Here is a 20,268-nt window from a genome sequence, read left to right on the forward strand (position 1 = left end):
TCGGAGGTAGCCGTGACCATAGTCCTCAACCACACGATCATCCCCGCTGCCGACCGGCACGCCGCCGCAACGTTTTTCGCCGATCTTCTCGGTCTGACGGTAGGCGGGCAGGGCGGTCCCTTCGCGCCGGTGCGGGTCAACGACGACCTCACCCTCGATTTCGACGACCGCGGCGCCGTCGTGCCCGGCCACTACGGTTTCCTGGTCGACGACGACACCTTCGACGCGGTGCTGCGGCGGCTCGCGCGGCAGCCCGAGGTCGATTTCGGATCCGGCGTCGAGCACGGCTGGGACCGGGCGGTCAACCGGCTCGCGGGCGGCCGGGGCGTCTATGTGCTCGCCCCGGACGGCCACAGCTACGAATTCTTCACCGCCGCACCGTGACCGGTGCCCGCGCCGGAATCAGCCGCGGTCCGAGCCGATCCGGCGCTTGCGCGGCTTCAAATGCAGCGCGGGCAGCGGCGGGGCCGGAATGCGCTGGTCCGGAGGGTGGCCCGCGATATCGGCGAACCGCCCGAGATCGTGGTTCTCCCAATCGTTTCGGGCGGCGACGATCTCGTCGTGACTGCGCGCGACGAAGTTCCACCACATCACGAGTTCCTCGCCGAACGGTTCGCCGCCGATCAGCGCGAAATGTGCGCCCGCCGTGCTGGACAGCGTCAGTTCGGTCCGTTCGGTGCCGAGGTACAGCAGTGGTCCTGCCGTCAACGGGCTGCCGTCGATCGTCACCTCGCCTTCGATCACCAGCACCGCGTGCTCGAAGGCGGCCTCGACGGGCAGGGTGACCTCGGCGCCCGCGGTCAGCCGGACATCCGCGCCGACGATCGGCGTGTACGCGGTCGCCGGTGAGGTGAGTCCCGCCAGCGTGCCGATCAGCACCACCGCCTCGATGCCGTCCGACCGATAGCTCGGTAGCGCACGATGCTGCTCGAAATGCGGAGCGATCCCGGTTCGATTGCCGGGCAAGGCGATCCACAACTGCAGACCGTGTCCGGTGGGCGCGCCCGGGACACCGTACTCGGAGTGCGCGATGCCGCGCCCGGAGGTCATCAGGTTCAGCTGCCCCGGCTCGATCTCGACATCGGAGCCCACCGAGTCGCGGTGCCGGATCCTCCCGTCGAACGGCCAGGTCACGGTTTGCAGGCCGATGTGCGGGTGCGGATCGATATCCGGGGACGCACCCGTCGTGGTGACCGTGGGCGAGCCGAAATGATCGAGAAAACACCACGCGCCCACGGTCGGCAGATCCCGTTGCGGCAGTACGCGTTCCACGAATACGCCGCGCACGCCGCCGAGCGGCACCTCGCGCGCGGGATAGAACTCCGCGACCGGGCCCGGGCCGGGCTCCGGTTCGCAGAGCGCTTCCGCTGGATGAGCTTCCAGATCGCTCACGGCCGCGCCTCGCGGACGCTGGGCTGCGCCGTTCCCGACGACATTGCGTCCTCGGTCCGTGCGTCGCGCCTACTCACCGGGTGATCCCTTTGCCGACGACATGCGCGTCGTACTGCGGGTGCTTGTCCAGGTAGGCCTTGATGAACGGGCACAGCGGCCGGATCGTCCGCTTCCGCTCGACGGTGTCCTCGATGGCATGCTCGGCCAGGACGCTGCCGAGCCCTTTGCCGGAGAACGCGCCGTCGATCTCGGTGTGGGTGAACACCGTCTCGTCGCCGCGCTCCTCGTACTCGGCGAACCCGGCGAGCTCGCCGCCGTAGGTCACCTCGTAGCGGTGCTTCTCGTCGTTGCGGACAACCTTCGCTTCGGGAGTGGCTGTGGTCATGGTCGACTTCTCCTTCGATGCGCGTACCGGGTGCTTGCTGAGAATCGACACGCGATTGAACGCGCCGATCGTGGTGGCCGTCCAGACGACGACGGACAGCTGGTCGTCGGTCAGGACCTCGCGGGCCGCGGCGTACGCCCGGTCCACGGTGTCCTCGTCCGGCAGCGTCGTGGTGACCTCGGCCAGCCGGAGGACGGCCCGTTCGAGCGGTGAATACAGATCCGTGCGGTCCCACGCGGGCAGAACCGCGAGTTCCTGTGCGGTATTCCCCGCGGCGAGCGCGGCACGCTGATGCACGTCCAGGCAGACGGCGCAGCCGTTGAGCTGGGAGACGCGCATATTGATCAGCTCGACGAGCTTGCGGTCCAAGCCGGCCGCGGCGGCCGCGCCGCGCACTTCGTTGGCGACCTTCACGAGGGTGCGATACACACCGGGCGTCTGCTTGTCGATCCAGACGCGGTCATGCGGTTGATCGGGCTTCACCTTCATGGATGCTAGCCCCCTTCGGGGTCGGACGTGCCGTGGGGTGATGCTCAAGCGGACCGGGGTCCGCACATATTTACGGCGCTGTACAGAACTCGTAGAGATCGTCGCGCGGACCTCCCGCGGGTCGGTGCCCGACACAAGAATGGGGAGTTCGTCGAAGGAGAAAAGCCATGAGGTTCCGCAACCGCACCGCACCCACGCTGGTCGCCGCCTGCCGCCGCAGCGCGCATCGCCTGTGGGCCCGGCAGGATCTCACCCCGCAGGAGCGGGCGAATCTCCTCGCGGGCTGGACGCCGCCCGCGGTGATCAGCGCGTCGCTCGGTGGGCGCAGCTTCCACTGAGCCCGGGTACGACAACGGCCCGGCGACACCGCGATCGGTGCCGCCGGGCCGCCGGTTGGGCGTGGACCTAGATCTCGGTGAACCGCCGCAACTGGAACGGTTCGACCAGGATGTCGTCCAGTGCGGCCGCGCCCTGCTTCAGGTGCGGGGTCTCGAAATGCGCCGCCAACGCGTCGGCGTCGACCCACTCCTCCAGCAGCACGGCCTTGGCCGGGTCGGTGGGATGCAGGTACAACTCGTAGCGCAGGCAGCCCGGCTCTGCGACGGTCGGCCCGACCAGGTTCTCCAGCACCGCGCGCAGGTCGGCCTCCCGGCCCGGCTTGGCGGTGAAGCGGACATTGAGTGTCAGGGTGGACACGTCGTACTCCTGATCTGTTGTGGTTGTTGCTATTCCCGGCCCGCGGAACTGAAAGACATGTCCGCGTAACGATTTCCGGCTACCCGGTCGGCGATGGGGTCCAGCGTGGCCAATTCGTCCTCGCTCAAGGCCAGGGTAGCGGCGGCCACGTTCTCGGCCAGCCGAGTCCGCTTGCGGGTCCCCGGGATCGGGACCACCGGCACGCCGTGCACCGCCGCCCTGCTGTGCACCCACGCCAGCGCGACCTGCGCCAGCGTCACCCCGCGCGCGTCGGCGATCCGGCGCAGCGGTGCCAGCAACTCGACGTTGTGCGCCGCGTTGTCGCCGGTGAATCGGGGCATGGTGTGCCGGAAGTCTTTCTCGTCCGGCAATTCCGTTGCGGAGGAGAACGATCCGGCCAGGAAGCCGCGGCCCAGCGGTGAGTACGGGACGAAGGTAACGCCCAGTTCCGCCGCCGCGGGCACCGCCGTCCGCTCGACATCGCGGGAGAACACCGACCATTCGGACTGGATCGCCGCGATCGGGTGCACGGCGTGCGCCGCGCGCAGTTCCGGCCCGGTCACCTCGGACAGGCCCAGCGCCCGGACCTTGCCTTGCGTGACCAGTTCGGCCAGCACGCCGACGGTCTCCTCGATCGGTACGGCGGGATCGCGGCGATGCATGTAGTAGAGGTCGATGGTGTCGATGCCGAGCCGGCGCAGGCTGGCCTCCACCGCGCGCCGAATGTAGGCGGGGGAGTTGTCGATTCCGCGGAAGGCCGGGTCGTCGGGTTTGGTGTAGATCGCGAATTTCGTTGCCAGTACCACTCGTTCGCGGTTGCGCCGGACGAACTCGCTGAGGAATTCCTCGTTGCGGCCGGCGCCGTACACGTCCGCCGTGTCGAAGAGCGTGACGCCGAGCTCGAGCGCGTGGTCCAGCATCGCCCGTGCCTCCACGGTGTCGGTGCTGCCGTAGAAGGCGCTGATCCCCATGCAGCCGAGCCCTTGCCCGCCGACCTCGATCCCGCTGGCGCCCAACGTGGTGGTGGGCAGCGTGTTGCCGGTCATACCCTGATCCCTTCGCTCTCCTGTGCGGTGACCGGGGCCGGGCGCACGGGCTGTGCTTTGCCCTCGTACACGTCGATCTTGTAGTCCAGTACGGCCACGGTCTGGTGGAGTTCATCGATCTTGGCGAGTACTTCGGCGCGCGTTTTCCGGAACATCGCCAGTCGCTCGGGGAACGTGGATTCCCCCTCGCGCACCAGCTCCGCGTACCGGACCATGTCCGCCACCGACATGCCGGTGGTGCGCAGCCGCCCGATCAGGGTCAGCCACTCCAGGTCGCGGTTGCTGAACCGCCGCTTGCCGGTGTGATCGCGGCCGATGTAGTCCATCAGCCCGATCCGCTCGTACCAGCGCAGCGTGTCCCGGGTCAGTCCCGACCGCTCGGACACCTCCCCGATCGAATACCGCGGCGTTTCCCAGTCGCTGTCCCGTTCGCTGCGCGCCATTTCACTCACGACACTCGCCTTCCCGTCTGAACCCCGTCGACGCTAGTCACCTGGAGTGCACTCCAAGCAACCCCCATTCTGCCGAAGCCCCCGACAGCCTCCGGTCGATCCGGTACTTTGCGTGGGACACTGGAGCCGACCGGGTGGGGCGAGCTGAGGAGCGAGGGTGACGGCACTTCCGGAACCGTGGCGGCTGCTGACGATTGCCGACTATTTGGCACTCGATGAGGACGAGCTGGTTCGCCACGAGTTGCAAGAGGGGGTTCTCGCCATTTCGCCGTCGCCGAAACCGCGCCACAACTTCGCGGGCTTGCGGCTATCCAGCCAGGTAGATGCGCAGCTTCCGGCGCACCTGGTCGCCGTGCCCGATGTCGATGTCGATTTGCAGCTCGTTCCGGAGGACGGACCGGCCACGGTCCGCCGACCGGATCTGGTTGTGGTGGACCGGGAGGAGTTCGACCGGGTCGATGCCGAGAACGGGGTTCTGCGCGCCTCGGGCGTCCGCCTCGTCGTCGAAATCATCTCGCCGGGCTCCCGGCGCACCGACTTCGTCATGAAAAAGAGCGAGTACGCCGACGCCGGCATCCCGCAGTACTGGATCATCGACCTGAGCGAGCCGCTGAGCTTGGTCGCCTTCCGGCTCACCGAGGAACTCGGCTACGTCGACGACGGTGAGGTGACCGGCACCTTCACCACGTCGTCGCCGTGCCCGTTGACCATCGACCTGAAGCAGCTCGGCTGAACGCCGGCCCGGGGCTTCAGCCGTAGTTCGGGAGTTCCTGGATGGCCCATTTGTTGCCGTCGGGGTCGGCGAAGTAGGTGAACTTGCCCCAGGCGAGTTCTTCGACCGGGGTGGCGGCGACGCCCGCGGCGGTCAGTTGTTTGTAGGCGTCCTCGGCATCGGCGACGACGATCTGCATGCCGACGACGCTGCCGGGGGCCGCGTCGGTGACCCCTTCGCCGATGCAGATGGAACAGCCCGAGCCGGGTGGGGTGAGCTGGACGAAACGCACGTTCTCGTCCACCCGGTGATCATGGTCGGCGTTGAAGCCGATGCTGGTGTAGAAGTCCTTCGCGCGATCCACGTCGGTGACCGGGATCGCGATGAGCTCGATTTTCCAATCCATTGCCAGAGCATGGCACCGCTGTCCGACAAAGTCCTGGAATCGGGCCTACCCTGGTCACATGCCAGGTAAGGACATCGACCGGATCCGGGCCCGTTCGGCCTGGGCGACGGTCAAGGAAAGCCCCGTGATCACCGCGATCGCGGTCGCGCCGGTGGTGCTCGCGGTCGCGCTCGTGTGGTGGCTGGTCGGTGGCTTCGCCGCCTTCGTGCTGCTGGTCGTGCTCGGCGCGGTCGTGGTGGTCGGCGGCAAGCTGCTCCGCTGAGCCCGCGCCGCTCAGCGCGGGATGTGGAAGCGCACCAGTTCGCCTACTCCCGGGTCGATCTGTGCCCACGGCCGGTCGAACTCGAGCACCGCGAGCGCCGACGTGGGGAACTTCCGGCTGAGTTCGATCGCCGGGGCCGAGCCGCGGTTGCCCGCCAACTCCCATGCCGTCCACGGCATTCCGGGCGCATGCCCGATCACCAGCAGGGTCGCGACCGCCTCGTCGCTGAGCTGGACCAATTCGATCAGGCTCTGCGGCGAGGCCTCGTAGATGCCCGCCTCGTAGACGACCGGCGCGGTGACGCCGGTGGCCGTCAGCGTCTGCCTGGTCCGGGTCGCGGTGGAACAGCGCACCGCGTCGATCGGCGGCTGGGTCCGGCGCAACCAATCGCCGGCCAATCCCGCTTCGCGTTGCCCGCGCGGCGCGAGCGGGCGTTCGTGGTCGCCGACACCGTCGGGATACGCCGACTTTCCGTGCCGCATGAGGATCAGAGTCCGCACCATGGAGATACCGTAAGGCCTCCGGTCGCATGGCCTCGACCACACTCGAGGCAAACTGAAAGCGGCGTCACATCGCGACGGTTCCGCGACGTGCCGTTTTTGTCCACCTCTGCCCACCGGGTGGCCTACAGCCCACGTACATTTCGAGGATCTTGACAATATGGCCTACGTCATCACGCAGCGTTGTTGCAACGACGCCAGCTGCGTTTCCGAGTGCCCAGTCGATTGCATCCGTCCGACCCCGGACCAACCGGAGTTCGCGACCACCGAGATGCTCTACATCGACCCCGACACCTGTATCGACTGTGGGGCGTGTGTAGACGCGTGCCCGGTGGAGGCCATCTTCTCCGAGGACGATCTGACCGCGTCGCTGGCCCGATACCGCGATATCAATGCCGCGTACTTCGAACGGCATCCGCTCGAATCCAACTTCGACCCGATCGTCACGCCGCCGCGTCCGCCGAAGGATCTCGGCACGTTGCGGGTCGCGATCGTCGGCGCCGGTCCCGCCGCCTGCTACGCGGCCGACGAGCTGCTGCGCCGGGCCGACGTGGAGATCGAGATGTTCGACCGGGTGCCGACCCCGTGGGGGCTGGTCCGCAGTGGCGTCGCGCCCGATCATCCGGGCACCAAGACGGTGTCGGGGCTGTTCGAGTCCGCGTTCCGGCGCGAGACGCTGCAGTACTACCTCAATGTCGAGGTCGGCACGCATGTCACGCACGAGGAGCTGCTGCGCCACCACCACGCGGTGATCTACGCGGTGGGCGCCTCGACCGATCGCCGCCTCGACGTGCCCGGCGAGGAACTGCCGGGCAGCCACTCGGCCACCGAGTTCGTCGCCTGGTACAACGGCCATCCCGATTACGCCGAGCGGCAGTTCGACCTGTCCGGCGAGCGGGCGGTGATCGTCGGCAACGGCAACGTCGCACTCGACGTGGCCCGGGTGCTGACCGTGTCCCCGGACGAGCTGGCCAAGACCGATATCGCCGATCACGCCCTGGACGCGCTGCGGCGCAGCACTATTCGCGAGGTCGTGGTGCTCGGCCGGCGCGGCCCGCTGCAGGCGGCCTACACGTCCTCGGAGTTTCTCGCGCTGGCCCACCTCAACGGCATCGACGTCGTCGTCGACGCGGCCGATCTGGAGCTCGATCACGCGAGCCAGGCGGTGCTGGACGACCCGGACATCGAACCGTCGCTGAAGCTCAAGTACACCCTCGCCGAGGAGTACGCGGGCGGTGCGCGCGAGGAGGGCAACAAGCGGATCGTCTTCCGCTACCTGGCCTCGCCGACGGCGTTGCACGGCACCGGCAAGGTCGAATCGATCGAGTTCGTGCACAACGAATTGTTCGCCGACAGCGGCGAATTGATGGCCCGGGCCACCGATCGCACCGAGACCATCGAGACCGGTCTGGTGCTGCGCTCGATCGGCTATCGTGGCGCCCCGGTGGCGGACCTGCCCTTCGACGAGCGGCGCGGCATCGTGCCGAACGAGCACGGCCGGGTGCTCGAGGCGGACGGCAGCCCGGTGCCGGGGGTGTACGTCAGCGGCTGGATCAAGCGGGGTCCACGCGGCGTGATCGGCTCGAACCGGGTCGACGCCGAGGAAACCGTCGAACATCTCATCGCCGATTTCACCGCGGGCAAGCTCGGTGCGCCCGAAGCGGATCGGGCGGCGCTGAAATCGCTGCTGCGCGAGCGGCAGGCCGATCTGGTGGACCGGGAAGGCTGGCGGGCGATCGATCAGGCCGAACGGGCCGCGGGCAAGTCGGCGGGCCGGCCGCGGGTCAAGTTCACCACGCGGGCGGATCTGCTGAAGGCCGCGCGCGGCTGAGCCTCGGGGAGGCCGATCGGGCGCCCGGCGCTCGGTCGGCTTCCGCTGTCGCGCGGGCTATTCCGGCGGCAGCGGCATGATGCGCACGACCGTGGTGGTGGTGCCGCCGACCACGAACCACAGCCGCAGCACCGGCCGTCCGGTCCGGTCGCCGGGCTCGTAGCGGCTGCGCACGGTGACGTGCTGGCGGGCGAGCACCGGCGCGACGTACTCGATCACCGCGCGATGCGGGCCTGCCAGCAGCTTCGGGTACTCGACCAGGAACTGCTCCACCGCCTGCCAGTAACAGGCGTTGTTGACGTGGTTGTACTGGTCGATATCGGTGGCCCGCACCGGAAACGGCATATCGGTGTCGGATTCGATCGGGGTGGTGTCGGTGAGGTACGGCCGCCAGCGCAGCCGATGTTCCTGGGTGCTCTGGGCCAGGTAAGCGAGGCCCTCATCGCTGATCCGGGCGGGTCGCTGGGTCAGTTCGCTGATGTTGATCCAGAAGCCCTCGGTCTCGATCAGCCCGCCGTTGCCGCTGGTCACCCGGACGCGCATATTCGCCCAGCGGGTCGACATCGCCGAGCACCAGCGCAGCAGCTGTACTTCCTCCGGCCACAGGATCGGCCGGATGACGTCGATCACCGTGCGCCGCACGATCCAGTTCGGATCGGAGTGGTGCAGAAATGTCTTGTGCAGGTTCTCCCAGGCGATGTCCTGCAGATAGCGGGCGATGGCGTCGAACCGCAGCCGGTCGTAGGGGTCCACATCGCCCGCCCGGATGGGCCACGCCGAGGCAAAGCCGATGCCCTCCTGGGGAAGCGGGGCGAGTGGCTGATCGAGTGACACTGGTGCTCCTCGCGCTGCACGGGGTGCCGCGTTCTTCGTGTGGTGCTGTTCTGAGACGACTTTACGGGGGTGTAGGTCACACCAGCGCGCCGAGTGCGTCAGTGCTGTGGCGAGTACCGGGGAAAACGGGTCCTACCAGGTCGCTTCGCCGCGATCGGCGACACGGATCGCGGCCGGATTCCGCTCGTGGGGACGCCTCGCACCGGCGCCGGTACGATCCCGGGGCAAGCATTTCAGGGGAGGACGCACGGTGAGACCGCTCGGCCCGCACGACCCGCGCACGGCGGGGCGGCACCAGTTGATCGCCGTCATCGGCCAGGGTGCGATGGGTCGGGTACTGCTCGGGCGCGCCCCCGACGGACGCCTGGTCGCGGTCAAGATGATCCACCGCCACCTCGCCAGGAATGCCGAGTTCCGCGCCCGCTTCCGCTTGGAAGTCCAAGCGTCCCAACGGGTCACCGGGGCCTACACCGCGGCCGTCATGGACGCCGACCCCGACGCCGAGGATCCTTGGCTGGCCTCGGTTTTCGTGCCGGGTCCGGCCTTGCGCGAGGCCGTGGATCAGCACGGCCCGTTGCCCCTGGGTGGATTGCGCCTGCTCGCCGCCGGACTCGGATCCGCGCTCCTCGAGATCCATCGCGCGGGCATGATCCACCGCGACCTCAAACCCACGAATGTGCTGCTGGCCGAGGACGGTCCGCGGGTGATCGACTTCGGCATCGCCCGGGCGCTGGCGGCCGATGTCCAGCTCACCACCACCGGCACGCTCGTCGGCTCGCCGGCGTACATGTCGCCGGAACAGGCCTCCGGCCTCGAACTCAGCACCGCCAGTGACGTTTTCTCGGTGGGCGCGATGCTGTACCTGGCTGCGACCGGGGACAGCCCGTTCCTCGGCGCGTCGGCTCCGCAGACGCTGTACAACGTGGTGCACGACCGGCCGGACACCAGCCGGATCCCGCCGGTGCTGCGCCCGGTCGTCGAGGCATGCCTGGACAAGAATCCGCTGCACCGGCCGACGCCGCGCCAGCTGATCGACGCGGTGGCGACGATGCCCGCCCGGTCCGGTTGGCCTGGCGCAGTGCGGCAGCAGATCACCCGGGACCGCGCCGAAGCCGACCGCTGGGCGGCTGCGGGTGGGGATCCGGCGGCCGAGCCGCCCCGGCGTGGCCGCACCTGGCTTGCGGCCGTGGCTGTCCTGGTCTTGGCGGCCGCGGGCGCGGTCACCGGCGTACTGCTCAGCCGGGAGGACCCGCCGAGCACGCCCGATCCACTGGCGCATCGCACGCTGGACCTTTCCGACGCGCAGCTGCGGCTCATCGACACGTGTGCGCTACTCGGTCCCGACGTGGTCGGCGGCCTGGGGCAGCCGGTCGAAGCCGAGCCGACCGAATCAGCGGTCTGCGAAACCAGATTCATCGAGTTGGACGGCAGGCAGACCAGGATGCGCGTGCGGGTCGGCACCCCGGTGACGTCCGGCAAACCGCTGTCCGAACAGGTCGCGGGCCGGACCGTGCTGGACACCACGGCGGAGACCGGCTCGTGCGGCCGCGCGCTCGCCGCGCGCGACGGGGCCCCGGTCGGGGTCGAGGTGACGATCAGTGCGGCCGAACGTGATTCGTGCGGGTCGGCGACCGAAGTCCTGAAAGCCGTTGCCACCCGGCTCGTCCTGGATCCGCCGCAGGCGAAACTGCCCGATCCCTCGGTGGTCCGGATGGATCCGTGCGCCGCCGTGGCGCCCGGCATCCTCGACGCGCAACTCGGCTCCGGCGTCCGTGCCACGCCGGGAGACGTGCACACCTGCACCTGGGCCGGAGCGACCACCGAACTCACGGTGCGGCTCACCGAGGCGAAGCGCGTCGATACCGACCCGAAATACACCACACTGTTCGTCGATGGTGGCAAACTCGGCGACTTCGACTCGGCCCGCCGCATCGATCAGGACGGCACCTGCGTGACGGTTCACCTGGTGCGGTCCACCGTCGGGGGCCGCGGCGACCTGATCGTCGTCTCGGCGCGTCCGTCCGCGGGCACGCCGGCCGATACCGCCTGTGCCACTACCGAAGCCGTCCTGACCGGAGTTGTCGACGCAGTGAGGAGGTCCTGATGGTGACGCGCCTGGAGCCCGCAGACCCGACGCAGATCGGCCGGTACCGGCTGCTCGGCGAGCTCGGAGCCGGGGCGATGGGCCGGGTGCTGCTCGGCGTCGGACCCGACGGCCGCCTGGTCGCCATCAAGCAGGTGCATGCGCACCTGGTGGACGAGGCGGATTTCCTGCCGCGTTTCCGGCGCGAGGTGCAGACCTCGACGCGGGTGTCGGGCGCGTTCACCGCCGCCGTCGTGGATTTCGACGTCGATTCCGAAATGCCCTGGCTGGCCTCGGTATTCGTGCCGGGCGTGCCGCTCGACAAGGCGGTGAAGGAGTACGGCCCGCTCGATACCGACCAGATCCGGACCCTGGCTGTCGGGTTGGCCTCGGCCTTGCACGCGATTCACGGAGTCGGGCTGATCCACCGGGATCTCAAGCCCGCCAACGTCATTCTGGCCGAGGACGGGCCGCGCGTGATCGATTTCGGTATCGCGCGTGCGGCCGAGGGCCGTTCGGAGCTGACCGGGACCGGATCGATCATCGGTTCGCCCGCGTTCATGTCGCCGGAGCAGGCCGAATCACTGCCGTTGACCCCCGCCAGCGATATCTTCTCCCTCGGCGCGGTGCTCGCCATGGCGGCGGGCGGGGCGAGCCCGTTCGCGGGCTCGTCGTTGCCGACCACGCTGTACAACATCGTGCACGTCGATCCCGATCTGACCGGCCTGCCCGCCGAGGTCCGCGCGCTGGTCGAACCGTGCCTGGCCAAGGATCCGCAGGCACGGCCGACGCCCGGCCAGATGCTGGACTTCCTCGGTGGCGTGCGGACCGGCGGCGCGCTGTGGCCTGCCGCCGTGCACGACGCGATCCGGCGACAGGACGCGGAACTGTCGGCATTGCGGTCCGATCCCGAGGCGACACAGTTCACCACCGTCGGTGCGGCCGCCCCGCCCACCCAGCCGGGCGGTGACTTCGATACGCGCCTGGGCCAACTCGTCGCCGCGGCCAGGATCACCGACGAGCGACGACGCCGGGCCCGGCTGCGGATCGGCGCGCTGGCCGGTGCCGCGCTGCTGGTCGTCGCCGTGGTGGCCGGCGCGATCACCTGGGGCGGTGACGAGGAACCGACTGCGCCGCAGGCGAATTCGCTGGGTGCGCTCAACCTGACCAAGTTGCGCGCGGTCGATCTCTGCGCGGCGATGAAGGAACCGCTGGTGCCCGCGCTGGGCGATTGGACGCAGAAGCCGCTCTCCACCCGGTGGGGCACGTGCGGTGCGGCGGCCGGTGGCTATCAATTCAGCCTCGATATCGCGCGAACCGAAGGTTTCGTGGAAACCGGCGCAACGGTGGACGGCGCACCGGTGCTGCGGGATACCGCAGCGCCGGACGGCAGCTGCGGGCGCGCGCTGCTGCCCGCCGCGACCGAACCGCAGTTCGCCGTCGTCGCCAGGGTGCAGGGCGCCGGTTCCGCGGACACACTGTGCTCGGTGGCCGACGAAGCCGTGACGCGGTTCGCGCCGCGCCTCGCAGGCGGCGGACCGAAACTGCCCGACGTGCGCCGGTCGCTGGCCCGGCTCGATCCGTGCGCACTGGTGGACGTCGACGTCGCGAAACTCAGCATCGGCCGTCAGTTGCGTGGCGATGCCGACACGTTGCACTCCTGCAAGTGGGCCGGGGGAAACACGGTGGCGGTCCGGCTGGAGCGGACCGCGCCGCCCGCGGAGACGCCCAAACCGATCGTGATCGACCTCGGTGGTGGCAACATCGTGAACATCGACGAGCAGGAGCAGAGCGCACCCGCCTGTGTTCGGCAGGCGGTGTACCGGCCCGGTCGGGAGGGAACAGCGGAAGTGGTGACGGTGCAGGTGGAGAATCCGGCCATGGCGGCGCATCCGGAGTTCAAATGTCTTGCCGCGCAGGAGATTCTGCGCAACATCATGGGCAATCTGCCGGTGGTGCGCTGATGCGGGGCGCCTCGATCTCGCGCGGGCTGGCGCTGGCGTGTGTCGCCCTGTTCGCGCTCTGCGGCTGCGGCGACGTGCACGGGACCGCGTTGCCCGGTGAGGCGGACACCCGCAAATTCGATGTCGGCGGCTATCCGACGGCGGTGCCGAGGATCGCGCCGAGCCTGGATCCCGTCGGCTATGCCCGGCTGGAAGGCGTGCGGCTGGCCGACGCCGTGATGAGCCCGCACGAGGTGGACGACAAGTACTCGGCGGGCGCCTCGGCGCAGGTGCACACCGGCCCCGAGACCTTGACCAGCTATCTCGCCGAGCCGGTCCTGCCGGTGCTGCAGAATCACGGCTTCGTCGTCGGGTTCTCCACGGGTTCGGCCGATGCGGTGCTCCCGTTGACGCGTGCGACGGAGGGCAGTCGCGAACGCGAAGGGCTCACCGTCACCGTGCTGCGATTCCGGGACAAGGACGCGGCGAAAGCCGCCGCGGCGGAGATGAACGCGGTCGACTTCGCACTCAGTCCGGAGAACGCCGCCGTTCAGCTGCCGAAATACCCGGACTCCGGCGCACATTGGCGGCCCGCGGTCCCCACCCTCGGCAGCACGACCGCGCACGGGGTATTCGTGATCAGCACGCTGGCCGATGCGCGTACCACGGATCTGACCCGGCTGATCGGCATCACCCAGAAATATCTGGACGCGGAACTGCCTGCGCTGGACCGGTTCACGCCGACGCCGACCACCCAGTTCGGCACGCTGCAGCAGGATCCGGATCGCGTGCTGACCCGTGCGCTGCATCCCGGCGGGACGGTGCCGCAACCCGACGGCCAGGGCGAGGTCGTGCTGACCTTGCGCGGATATCTCAATTACATTCTCGATCAGTCCGGGCGCTATCCGGTGTTGCGGCGGGCCGGTGTCGATCGCGTCGCGATGACGCCGAGCGTTTTCGTCTTCCGTACCCGCGACGCGGCCGCGGCCAAGCAATTCGTCACGGAATCAGTGGAATTGGACAGCCCGGCCGACCGGCGCGCGTTCGATCCGCCGGAAGACGTTCCCGACGCGCTGTGCCTGCAGAGCTACAACGTGACCAAGAGCGCGCAGTTCAGGTGTTTCGTCGCCTACCACGAATACGCCGCACTGATCATCGGCCAGCAGCTGTTGGACACTCAGCAGCGCGCGGCGGCCCAGTACGCGCTATTCGCGAATACCCGCTGAGCGCCGGTATCAGTAACCGCGGTAGGCACTTCCGGAGTTGACCGCCACCACGCCGGGGACATTCGTGACCGAGCCGTAGGTGTCGATGGAATAGCGGACGCCGGCGATGATGTTGTCCACCGGATTCCAGATATCGCCGTGCCCGGGTGCTTTGTACGCGTTGAACGTGCTGTCGATCGTTTGCATGAGCCCCTTCGACGGGTGCCCGTTGATCCAGTTGATATCGGTGCGATTCTCCGCGTACGGATTACCGCTGGACTCGTGCTGGATGATCAGCGCGATCGCGCGCTCATCGATATCCTCGGGCTTGTAACCCATTTCGATGAGTTTCTGCTTGGCTTCGGCGATCCATTTCGCGACATCGCCGCTCGGCATCGGGCCGGTCGGCGCGCTCGAACTCGGACCGCCGGAATAGCTGCCGGTGTAAGGACTCCCCGAGGAAGATCCGCTGCCATTGTTGTGCGTGCCGCTGGTCAGGTAGCTCGACCCGTTCGAGGACGGCTTGCTGGTCACCGGCGCCGCGACGCTCGCGGGCGCGGTGTCGACCGGCGGTGCGGCGACGTTCGCACCCGGATCGCCGAGGCCCGTGAAGGCCTGTTCCAGCTTGCCGACGGCCGTGTCCACCTGCGTCTTCGCTTGTCCCGCCACGGTTTCGGCGGATTTCAGCGCGTTGGTCAGGTCCCAGGTGCGGGTCGCGGCGGCGAGGGTTTCGTCGAGGACGAGGTTCTCGACGTTCGCCTTGTCGGCGTGTTCGCGCAGTGCCGCGATGCGAGTGTCCGCGGTGACGGTGCCGTTGGCCTGGACATCGAAGGGCGGCTGCTGGTTCACGGCGTCGTCGCGCAGCCGCAGGACCTTGGTTTTCGCTTCGGTCAGGTTGGTCACCTGAGCGGTGAAGGCCGTTTTCAGCTCCAGCAGGGCGGCGCTCACCGCGGAGGCCCGGGTCTTCTCGGTGTCCATGCGCGTATTCGCCGCGGCGCCTGCGTTACCCGACCACTTCTTCGTCTCCGCGAGGGCGGCGGTGGCCGAGGAACCCTTGCCGACCGCGGTGTCGAGACCCGACGAGATCGTGCCCGCGTGGTCGCCCGCGACGGTGAGCTGGTCCGGCTGCCAGCTCTCGATATCGGTGATGCTGAGCGTCATGACAGTCCGATCGCGCGGAGTTTCGCGGCGAAATCGTCTTCGGCCAGTTCGTATTTGCCCGCGGCGTTGTGCATGGTGTCCGCGAGGGTGGTGAGCCTGCTGCCGATCCGCTGCAGACAGCGGTTGACGACATCGTTGGCCTGGTTGGCCGCGGCGCCGAACTCGGTGCCGGGCAGCGCGGCGGCCGCGCCGGTGAACGCGCTGCCCGCATTGAGACCGCCGACTTCGGTCGACTCGGTGCCGAGGGTTTGCGCGAACGAGCGCAGCGCCTCCGGATCGACCTGCATGTTCGTCGCAGGTGGCTGATTACGTTCGACCATGAGTCCCCCTTCCCGCCCGACCGTAGGTCGCGGTCAGCATAGCAAAATCGACTGGTCCGCACGGCTGCCGAACAGCAGGTCGGCAGTCCTGCCATCGGTCGGGTGGTCGCGAAAAAGGACTACCTACCGCGGCGTCAGTTATGTTGATCACGGCGGCGTCGGCGCCGGACGAGCCGATGCCAGGACAGAGAGGTCGGCAGATGCGCGCAGCCCAGGTCAGCAAGCTCGAGGGACCGGAGTCCATCGAGATCGTGGACATTCCGGAGCCCGCGGCCTATCCGGGCGGCGTGGTGATCGACGTGCACGCGGCCGGTGTCGCGTTTCCCGATGTGCTGATGACCCGCGGGCTCTATCAGATGAAGCCCGAACTGCCCTTCGTGGTCGGCGGCGAGGTGGCGGGCATCGTGCGCGAGGCCCCCGCGGACGCGCACGTGCGGGCCGGTGACCGGGTGGTCGCGCTGACATTGCTCGGCAATGCCATGGGCGAGGTCGCCGTGGCGCCCGCGCAGATGGTGTTCCGCCTGCCGGACAACGTTTCGCTCGAAGCGGGCGCCGGCATCCTGTTCAACGATCTCACCGTGCACTTCTGCCTGCGCAACCGCGGCAGGCTGGCCGCGGGCGAGACGGTGCTGGTGCACGGCGCCGCGGGCGGCATCGGCACCTCGACCCTGCGGATGGCGGCCGCGCTCGGCGCGGGCCGGGTGATCGCGGTGGTCAGCACCGAGGCCAAGGCCGAGGTGGCGCGCGCGAACGGCGCGACCGACGTCGTGCTCACCGACGGCTGGCTCGCCGCGGTCAAGGAGCTGACGGGCGGGCGCGGGGTGGACATCGTGCTCGACCCGGTGGGTGGTGACCGGTTCACCGACAGCATCCGCTCGCTCGCCTCCGCGGGCCGGTTGCTGGTGGTCGGCTTCACCGCGGGCGAGATCCCCACCGTGAAGGTGAATCGTTTGCTGCTCAAGAACGTCGAGGTGACCGGTGCCGCCTGGGGCGAATGGGTGATGACCCATCCCGGCTATCTGGCCGAGCAGTGGGCCGAGGTGGAGCCGTTGCTGGCGACCGGCAAGATCGCGCCGCCGCAGCCGGTGCTGTACCCGCTGGCGCGCGCGGCCGAGGCGGTGGCCTCGCTGGACAACCGCACCGCGACCGGCAAGGTCGTGGTCACGCTGCGCTGATCCGCGCGACGAAGCACGCCGTTGCCTCCCACGCACCTCCTGGAATGCCGAGAATGCTGTCCAACCGGACCTTGAACCGAACGCTGCTGGCCCGGCAGCACCTGCTGGCGCGCTCGTCGCTGTCGGTGCCCGAGATGTGCGACCACCTCGTCGGCCTGCAGGCGCAGGATTCGCCGCCGCCGTTCGTCGCGCTGTGGAGTCGCATCGCGGATTTCGATCCGGCGACGGTGTCCACCGGGCTGGAGGACCGCTCGCTGGTCCGAATCACGTTGATGCGCGGCACCATTCACCTGGTGACGCCGCCCGACGCGCTGCGGATCGCGCCGCATATCCAGCCCGAGCTCGAAAAGGTGCCGTTCCGAAAGGGTTTCAACTACGGCGCGATGGTCGGCCTGGATCCCGACGAGGTCCGCGCGCACGGCGAACGGGTGCTCGGTGACGAGCCGATGTCGGCCGCCGCCCTGCGCGCGGCGGCCGAAAAGATCTATCCCGACCGCAATCCCGGCATGGTCGTGCAGACCTGGCTCTATCAGTTGCCGGTGCTGCAGACTCCGCCGCGCGGCAAGTGGAAGGACAGCAGCAGGCCGATCTGGTCGCGGGTCGAGCCATGGCTGGGCAAGCCGCTCGATCCGGCTTATCCGTTGGCGGAGTTGCTGTTCCGCTATCTGCGCGCATTCGGCCCGGCCAGCACCATGGACATGCAGACCTGGTCGAAGATGCTCGGCATGAAGCAGGCGATCGAGCAGCTCGGCGATCGGGTGCGGACCTACACCGACGAGCGCGGCCGCACGCTCTACGATGTCGCCGACGGTGTCCTGGCCGATCCGGACCTGCCCGCCCCCGTGCGCCTGCTCGGCTGGTACGACAACGCCGTGCTCTCGCACCAGGACCGGACCAGGATCGTGCCCGACGGCGACGCGCCGCATCTGCGCCGCTTCGCCGCCGCGGTGGCGCCGGTGCTGGTCGACGGTTACCTCGCCGGGCTGTACAAGATCTTCGTGGAGTCCGGCGCGGCCCGCCTGCGCATCAGCCCCACCCGCAAGTGGACCAAGGCCGAGCGGACCGCCGTGGACGCGGAAAGCCATGCGCTGCTGGGCTTCATGGAGGCGGACAAGGAGCCCCGGGTGGAAATCCTGGACGTGGACGCCGATCTGCGGCCCTGAGCACCGGCCGCTACTTCTCCGGTGTCACGCGATAGGCGGGCGCCTTCGTCGTCCCTGCCGGGTCGAGGGTGCGCAGCAGCGGCAGCGTGCGCATCGGCACCACTGTGGACAACACGATGACGCTGTGCGAGCGCACCACCGAGGAGGTCCGGTCGATGCTCAGCAACACCGTTTGCAGGCCCGCGTGCGAATCCGCGCCGATCCGGCACCACACGTCGCCCGAGCCGGTGGTCGCGTAGGCCTCCAGCACCCCCGGTATCGCGTCGAGTTCGGCCGCGACGGCGTCCAGCGCACCCTGCGCGATCTCCAGCGTGACGAACGCCTGCACGTCGAAACCCGCTGCGGTGACATCGATCTGCGGGTCGTAGGAGGCGATGATGCCCGCCTCCTCCATCCGCCCGATCCTGGACTGCACGGTCGCCCGGGCCACCCGCGTCCGGCGGGACAATTCGAGAATCCCCGCCTTCTGGTATTCATGCATCGCGGTGAGGATCGCGAGATCGAGTTCGTCCAGTTTCGCCGGCGTGCGCGACATGTCGGCCTCCGTTCCGAGCACGGGCTGGGCTTCCAGCCGGGATGAGCACCAGCGTCTTGGTGCTATTCAAATTGTCCAGCATTCAGGGGTACTTCCTAGCCGAATTCGCCACAGTGTCTATCGAAATTGGCCGCTGTTGCCTATCGAGCAGGCCTGACGATTACTTGTGGCATGACCATCGAGCACCTGCCGAACGCCCGGTCCAGCACGCCCGCCGATGACCTGACCAGCACGGCCCCCACCGACAGCGAGCTGCGCAAGCTCGTCGGCCTCGTCGATCACGACAGCAGCGCCGATCCGTTCCCCGTGATCGGCTGGGACGCCCTCGTCTGGGTTGTCGGCAACGCGACGCAGACCGCGCACTATCTGGAATCCGCCTTCGGCATGCGCCTGGAGGCCTACTCCGGTCCCGAGACCGGCAACCGTGATCACAAGGCCTATGTCCTGCGCAGCGGCAGCGCGCGCTTCGTGGTCAAGGGCGCGGTCGACCCGGACAGCCCGCTGGTCGGTCACCACGATCGGCACGGCGACGGCGTCGTCGACATCGCGCTCGAGGTGCCCGATGTGGACCGCTGCGTCGAATGGGCGCGCACCCACGGCGCCACCGTCCTCGTCGAACCCCATGACGACACAGACGAATTCGGCACCGTCCGCAGCGCGGCGCTGGCCACCTACGGCGAGACCCGGCACACCCTGGTCGACCGTTCCGGCTACACCGGCCCGTATCTGCCGGGCTACGTCACTCGCAAGGCCGGCTACCAGCCGCGCGAGGGCGCCCCGAAGCGGCTGTTCCAGGCCGTCGACCACGTCGTCGGCAATGTCGAGCTCGGCCAGATGGACGAGTGGGTCGAGTTCTACCGCCGCGTCATGGGTTTCACGAACATGGCCGAATTCGTCGGCGACGATATCGCCACCGAGTACTCGGCGCTGATGAGCAAGGTCGTCGCCAACGGCAATCACCGGGTGAAGTTCCCGCTGAACGAGCCCGCGGTCGCCAAGAAGCGTTCGCAGATCGACGAGTACCTCGAGTTCTATCGCGGCCCCGGCGTGCAGCACATCGCGCTCGCCACCGGCGACATCCTCGCCTGCGTCGACGCGCTGCGCCGGGAAGGCGTCGAATTCCTCGACGCCCCCGACAGTTACTACGACGACCCGGAGTTGCGGGCCCGGATCGGCCGCGTCCGCGTCCCGGTCGAAGAACTCAAGAGCCGGGGCATCCTGGTCGACCGTGACGAGGACGGCTACCTGCTGCAGATCTTCACCAAGCCGATCACCGACCGGCCCACCGTCTTCTTCGAACTGATCGAACGGCACGGCTCGCTCGGCTTCGGCAAGGGCAACTTCAAGGCGCTGTTCGAGGCGATCGAGAAGGAGCAGGAGGCGCGCGGCAATCTGTGATCGGTTGTGGCCCTGAGTATCCGGCAGTACGCTCCGTGGATTCGCCGGATGTTGGGGGAGGGCCGCAGTGCTCGAACGATCTGCCGCAGCGGTCGCGCTGGCCGTCCTGCTCGCCCTCGGGGCGGGCACGACGGCCCAGGCCGAACCGGCGCCGACGTACTACCCGACCCTCGACGACTGCCTGTCCGCCATGTCGCGCTACAAGTCGGGTCCGGCCCAGTGCGTCTATATCGACTCGCGGCACGCCTACGAGTTGCGCGTCCCCGACGGCGGATAGCGA

The 20,268-nt window shown here is 68.6% G+C and carries 23 protein-coding genes and 1 pseudogene; 12 read left to right on the plus strand and 12 right to left on the minus strand.

What is annotated here, in order from left to right; translation table 11 throughout:
• The first annotated feature begins 12 nt into the window (after positions 1-12).
• The gene (locus NVU01S_RS33250; protein ID WP_043674640.1) at positions 13-384 is read left to right on the plus strand and encodes a VOC family protein; all 372 of its coding nucleotides are present in this window, start codon (positions 13-15) and stop codon (positions 382-384) included.
• 18 nt (positions 385-402) lie between these two features.
• On the opposite strand, the gene NVU01S_RS33255 is transcribed toward NVU01S_RS33250, so the two are convergent.
• From NVU01S_RS33255 to NVU01S_RS45065, 3 genes and pseudogenes are all read right to left on the minus strand, one after another.
• A complete protein-coding gene (locus NVU01S_RS33255; RefSeq protein ID WP_043674468.1) occupies positions 403-1,392 on the minus strand; it encodes a pirin family protein in 990 nt (329 codons plus the stop codon).
• A gap of 73 nt (positions 1,393-1,465) precedes the next feature.
• Positions 1,466-1,777: a GNAT family N-acetyltransferase gene (locus tag NVU01S_RS45060; protein ID WP_244467348.1), complete on the minus strand. Its 312-nt coding sequence runs from the start codon at positions 1,775-1,777 to the stop codon at positions 1,466-1,468.
• Between the two features lie 21 nt (positions 1,778-1,798).
• A pseudogene (locus tag NVU01S_RS45065) lies at positions 1,799-2,266 on the minus strand (carboxymuconolactone decarboxylase family protein); the annotation flags it as partial.
• Between the two features lie 167 nt (positions 2,267-2,433).
• Here NVU01S_RS45065 and NVU01S_RS44355 point away from each other — a divergent pair.
• Complete coding sequence (locus tag NVU01S_RS44355; RefSeq protein ID WP_167829408.1) at positions 2,434-2,604, plus strand: hypothetical protein; 171 nt, start codon at positions 2,434-2,436, stop codon at positions 2,602-2,604.
• 67 nt (positions 2,605-2,671) lie between these two features.
• Here the strand turns inward: NVU01S_RS44355 and NVU01S_RS44360 are convergent, their stop codons facing one another.
• From NVU01S_RS44360 to NVU01S_RS33275, 3 genes are read right to left on the minus strand one after another with little or no spacing between them, the layout of a single operon-like run.
• Positions 2,672-2,962 carry a putative quinol monooxygenase gene (locus tag NVU01S_RS44360; protein WP_042265474.1) on the minus strand — a complete coding sequence of 97 codons (291 nt, stop codon included), beginning with the start codon at positions 2,960-2,962 and terminating at the stop codon, positions 2,672-2,674.
• Between the two features lie 29 nt (positions 2,963-2,991).
• Positions 2,992-4,008 (minus strand): aldo/keto reductase, encoded by a 1,017-nt coding sequence (locus tag NVU01S_RS33270; protein ID WP_043674461.1) that lies wholly within the window; start codon positions 4,006-4,008, stop codon positions 2,992-2,994.
• Positions 4,005-4,451, minus strand: coding sequence for a MerR family transcriptional regulator (locus NVU01S_RS33275; protein WP_042265571.1), 447 nt, complete (start codon positions 4,449-4,451; stop codon positions 4,005-4,007). Before NVU01S_RS33275 ends, NVU01S_RS33270 begins: the two co-directional genes overlap by 4 nt.
• Before the next feature lie 166 nt (positions 4,452-4,617).
• Between NVU01S_RS33275 and NVU01S_RS33280 the strand changes: the two genes are divergently transcribed.
• On the plus strand, positions 4,618-5,193 hold the full coding sequence (locus NVU01S_RS33280) for a Uma2 family endonuclease (RefSeq protein WP_043674455.1): 576 nt from the start codon (positions 4,618-4,620) through the stop codon (positions 5,191-5,193).
• 16 nt (positions 5,194-5,209) lie between these two features.
• Here the strand turns inward: NVU01S_RS33280 and NVU01S_RS33285 are convergent, their stop codons facing one another.
• Entirely contained in the window at positions 5,210-5,578 is a 369-nt protein-coding gene (locus NVU01S_RS33285; RefSeq protein ID WP_014988456.1) for a glyoxalase superfamily protein, read from the minus strand.
• 58 nt (positions 5,579-5,636) lie between these two features.
• Here NVU01S_RS33285 and NVU01S_RS33290 point away from each other — a divergent pair, with 58 nt between their 5' ends.
• On the plus strand, positions 5,637-5,840 hold the full coding sequence (locus tag NVU01S_RS33290) for a hypothetical protein (protein WP_014988455.1): 204 nt from the start codon (positions 5,637-5,639) through the stop codon (positions 5,838-5,840).
• 11 nt (positions 5,841-5,851) lie between these two features.
• Here the strand turns inward: NVU01S_RS33290 and NVU01S_RS33295 are convergent, their stop codons facing one another.
• Entirely contained in the window at positions 5,852-6,343 is a 492-nt protein-coding gene (locus NVU01S_RS33295) for a SixA phosphatase family protein (protein ID WP_043674450.1), read from the minus strand.
• Between the two features lie 157 nt (positions 6,344-6,500).
• Between NVU01S_RS33295 and NVU01S_RS33300 the strand changes: the two genes are divergently transcribed.
• Complete coding sequence (locus tag NVU01S_RS33300; protein WP_043674447.1) at positions 6,501-8,171, plus strand: FAD-dependent oxidoreductase; 1,671 nt, start codon at positions 6,501-6,503, stop codon at positions 8,169-8,171.
• 57 nt (positions 8,172-8,228) lie between these two features.
• Here the strand turns inward: NVU01S_RS33300 and NVU01S_RS33305 are convergent, their stop codons facing one another.
• Positions 8,229-9,005 carry an acyl-[acyl-carrier-protein] thioesterase gene (locus NVU01S_RS33305; protein WP_043674446.1) on the minus strand — a complete coding sequence of 259 codons (777 nt, stop codon included), beginning with the start codon at positions 9,003-9,005 and terminating at the stop codon, positions 8,229-8,231.
• A gap of 250 nt (positions 9,006-9,255) precedes the next feature.
• Here NVU01S_RS33305 and NVU01S_RS33310 point away from each other — a divergent pair, with 250 nt between their 5' ends.
• From NVU01S_RS33310 to NVU01S_RS33320, 3 genes are read left to right on the plus strand one after another with little or no spacing between them, the layout of a single operon-like run.
• Positions 9,256-11,109: a serine/threonine-protein kinase gene (locus NVU01S_RS33310; protein WP_052280853.1), complete on the plus strand. Its 1,854-nt coding sequence runs from the start codon at positions 9,256-9,258 to the stop codon at positions 11,107-11,109.
• Positions 11,109-13,052: a serine/threonine-protein kinase gene (locus NVU01S_RS33315; RefSeq protein ID WP_052280852.1), complete on the plus strand. Its 1,944-nt coding sequence runs from the start codon at positions 11,109-11,111 to the stop codon at positions 13,050-13,052. The genes NVU01S_RS33310 and NVU01S_RS33315 overlap by 1 nt, the downstream gene beginning before the upstream one ends.
• Positions 13,052-14,257 carry a DUF7373 family lipoprotein gene (locus NVU01S_RS33320; RefSeq protein WP_043674443.1) on the plus strand — a complete coding sequence of 402 codons (1,206 nt, stop codon included), beginning with the start codon at positions 13,052-13,054 and terminating at the stop codon, positions 14,255-14,257. Before NVU01S_RS33315 ends, NVU01S_RS33320 begins: the two co-directional genes overlap by 1 nt.
• Positions 14,258-14,266: 9 nt before the next feature.
• Here NVU01S_RS33320 and NVU01S_RS33325 read toward each other — a convergent pair whose 3' ends face one another.
• Together NVU01S_RS33325 and NVU01S_RS33330 are read right to left on the minus strand one after the other, a co-directional pair.
• Positions 14,267-15,397, minus strand: a complete 1,131-nt coding sequence (locus NVU01S_RS33325; protein WP_043674440.1) for a transglycosylase SLT domain-containing protein — start codon at positions 15,395-15,397, stop codon at positions 14,267-14,269.
• Entirely contained in the window at positions 15,394-15,717 is a 324-nt protein-coding gene (locus NVU01S_RS33330; protein ID WP_042265493.1) for a type VII secretion target, read from the minus strand. Before NVU01S_RS33330 ends, NVU01S_RS33325 begins: the two co-directional genes overlap by 4 nt.
• Before the next feature lie 200 nt (positions 15,718-15,917).
• Here NVU01S_RS33330 and NVU01S_RS33335 point away from each other — a divergent pair, with 200 nt between their 5' ends.
• Both NVU01S_RS33335 and NVU01S_RS33340 read left to right on the plus strand, forming a co-directional pair.
• Positions 15,918-16,892: an NADPH:quinone oxidoreductase family protein gene (locus tag NVU01S_RS33335; protein ID WP_043674438.1), complete on the plus strand. Its 975-nt coding sequence runs from the start codon at positions 15,918-15,920 to the stop codon at positions 16,890-16,892.
• 53 nt (positions 16,893-16,945) lie between these two features.
• Positions 16,946-18,055, plus strand: coding sequence for a winged helix DNA-binding domain-containing protein (locus NVU01S_RS33340; RefSeq protein WP_052280851.1), 1,110 nt, complete (start codon positions 16,946-16,948; stop codon positions 18,053-18,055).
• Between the two features lie 10 nt (positions 18,056-18,065).
• On the opposite strand, the gene NVU01S_RS33345 is transcribed toward NVU01S_RS33340, so the two are convergent.
• Positions 18,066-18,590 (minus strand): Lrp/AsnC family transcriptional regulator, encoded by a 525-nt coding sequence (locus NVU01S_RS33345; RefSeq protein WP_043674435.1) that lies wholly within the window; start codon positions 18,588-18,590, stop codon positions 18,066-18,068.
• 171 nt (positions 18,591-18,761) lie between these two features.
• Here NVU01S_RS33345 and hppD point away from each other — a divergent pair, with 171 nt between their 5' ends.
• Both hppD and NVU01S_RS33355 read left to right on the plus strand, forming a co-directional pair.
• Positions 18,762-19,988: a 4-hydroxyphenylpyruvate dioxygenase gene (gene hppD / locus NVU01S_RS33350; protein WP_244467345.1), complete on the plus strand. Its 1,227-nt coding sequence runs from the start codon at positions 18,762-18,764 to the stop codon at positions 19,986-19,988.
• A gap of 67 nt (positions 19,989-20,055) precedes the next feature.
• On the plus strand, positions 20,056-20,265 hold the full coding sequence (locus NVU01S_RS33355; protein ID WP_043674434.1) for a hypothetical protein: 210 nt from the start codon (positions 20,056-20,058) through the stop codon (positions 20,263-20,265).
• The last annotated feature ends 3 nt before the right edge of the window (positions 20,266-20,268 follow it).

This window comes from Nocardia vulneris (assembly GCF_001613425.1).
Taxonomy (GTDB): Bacteria; Actinomycetota; Actinomycetes; order Mycobacteriales; family Mycobacteriaceae; genus Nocardia; species Nocardia vulneris.

Bases quoted from the DNA above. Each gene is read 5' to 3' on its own strand.
- NVU01S_RS33300 (WP_043674447.1), top strand. From the start codon at position 6,501: ATGGCCTACGTCATCACGCAGCGTTGTTGCAACGACGCCAGCTGCGTT.
- NVU01S_RS44355 (WP_167829408.1), top strand. From the start codon at position 2,434: ATGAGGTTCCGCAACCGCACCGCACCCACGCTGGTCGCCGCCTGCCGC.
- NVU01S_RS33320 (WP_043674443.1), top strand. From the start codon at position 13,052: ATGCGGGGCGCCTCGATCTCGCGCGGGCTGGCGCTGGCGTGTGTCGCC.
- NVU01S_RS33340 (WP_052280851.1), top strand. From the start codon at position 16,946: ATGCTGTCCAACCGGACCTTGAACCGAACGCTGCTGGCCCGGCAGCAC.
- NVU01S_RS33275 (WP_042265571.1), bottom strand. From the start codon at position 4,451: ATGGCGCGCAGCGAACGGGACAGCGACTGGGAAACGCCGCGGTATTCG.
- NVU01S_RS33285 (WP_014988456.1), bottom strand. From the start codon at position 5,578: ATGGATTGGAAAATCGAGCTCATCGCGATCCCGGTCACCGACGTGGAT.
- NVU01S_RS33345 (WP_043674435.1), bottom strand. From the start codon at position 18,590: ATGTCGCGCACGCCGGCGAAACTGGACGAACTCGATCTCGCGATCCTC.
- NVU01S_RS33335 (WP_043674438.1), top strand. From the start codon at position 15,918: ATGCGCGCAGCCCAGGTCAGCAAGCTCGAGGGACCGGAGTCCATCGAG.
- NVU01S_RS33295 (WP_043674450.1), bottom strand. From the start codon at position 6,343: ATGGTGCGGACTCTGATCCTCATGCGGCACGGAAAGTCGGCGTATCCC.
- NVU01S_RS33330 (WP_042265493.1), bottom strand. From the start codon at position 15,717: ATGGTCGAACGTAATCAGCCACCTGCGACGAACATGCAGGTCGATCCG.
- NVU01S_RS33325 (WP_043674440.1), bottom strand. From the start codon at position 15,397: ATGACGCTCAGCATCACCGATATCGAGAGCTGGCAGCCGGACCAGCTC.
- hppD (WP_244467345.1), top strand. From the start codon at position 18,762: ATGACCATCGAGCACCTGCCGAACGCCCGGTCCAGCACGCCCGCCGAT.
- NVU01S_RS33290 (WP_014988455.1), top strand. From the start codon at position 5,637: ATGCCAGGTAAGGACATCGACCGGATCCGGGCCCGTTCGGCCTGGGCG.
- NVU01S_RS33270 (WP_043674461.1), bottom strand. From the start codon at position 4,008: ATGACCGGCAACACGCTGCCCACCACCACGTTGGGCGCCAGCGGGATC.
- NVU01S_RS33315 (WP_052280852.1), top strand. From the start codon at position 11,109: ATGGTGACGCGCCTGGAGCCCGCAGACCCGACGCAGATCGGCCGGTAC.
- NVU01S_RS45060 (WP_244467348.1), bottom strand. From the start codon at position 1,777: ATGACCACAGCCACTCCCGAAGCGAAGGTTGTCCGCAACGACGAGAAG.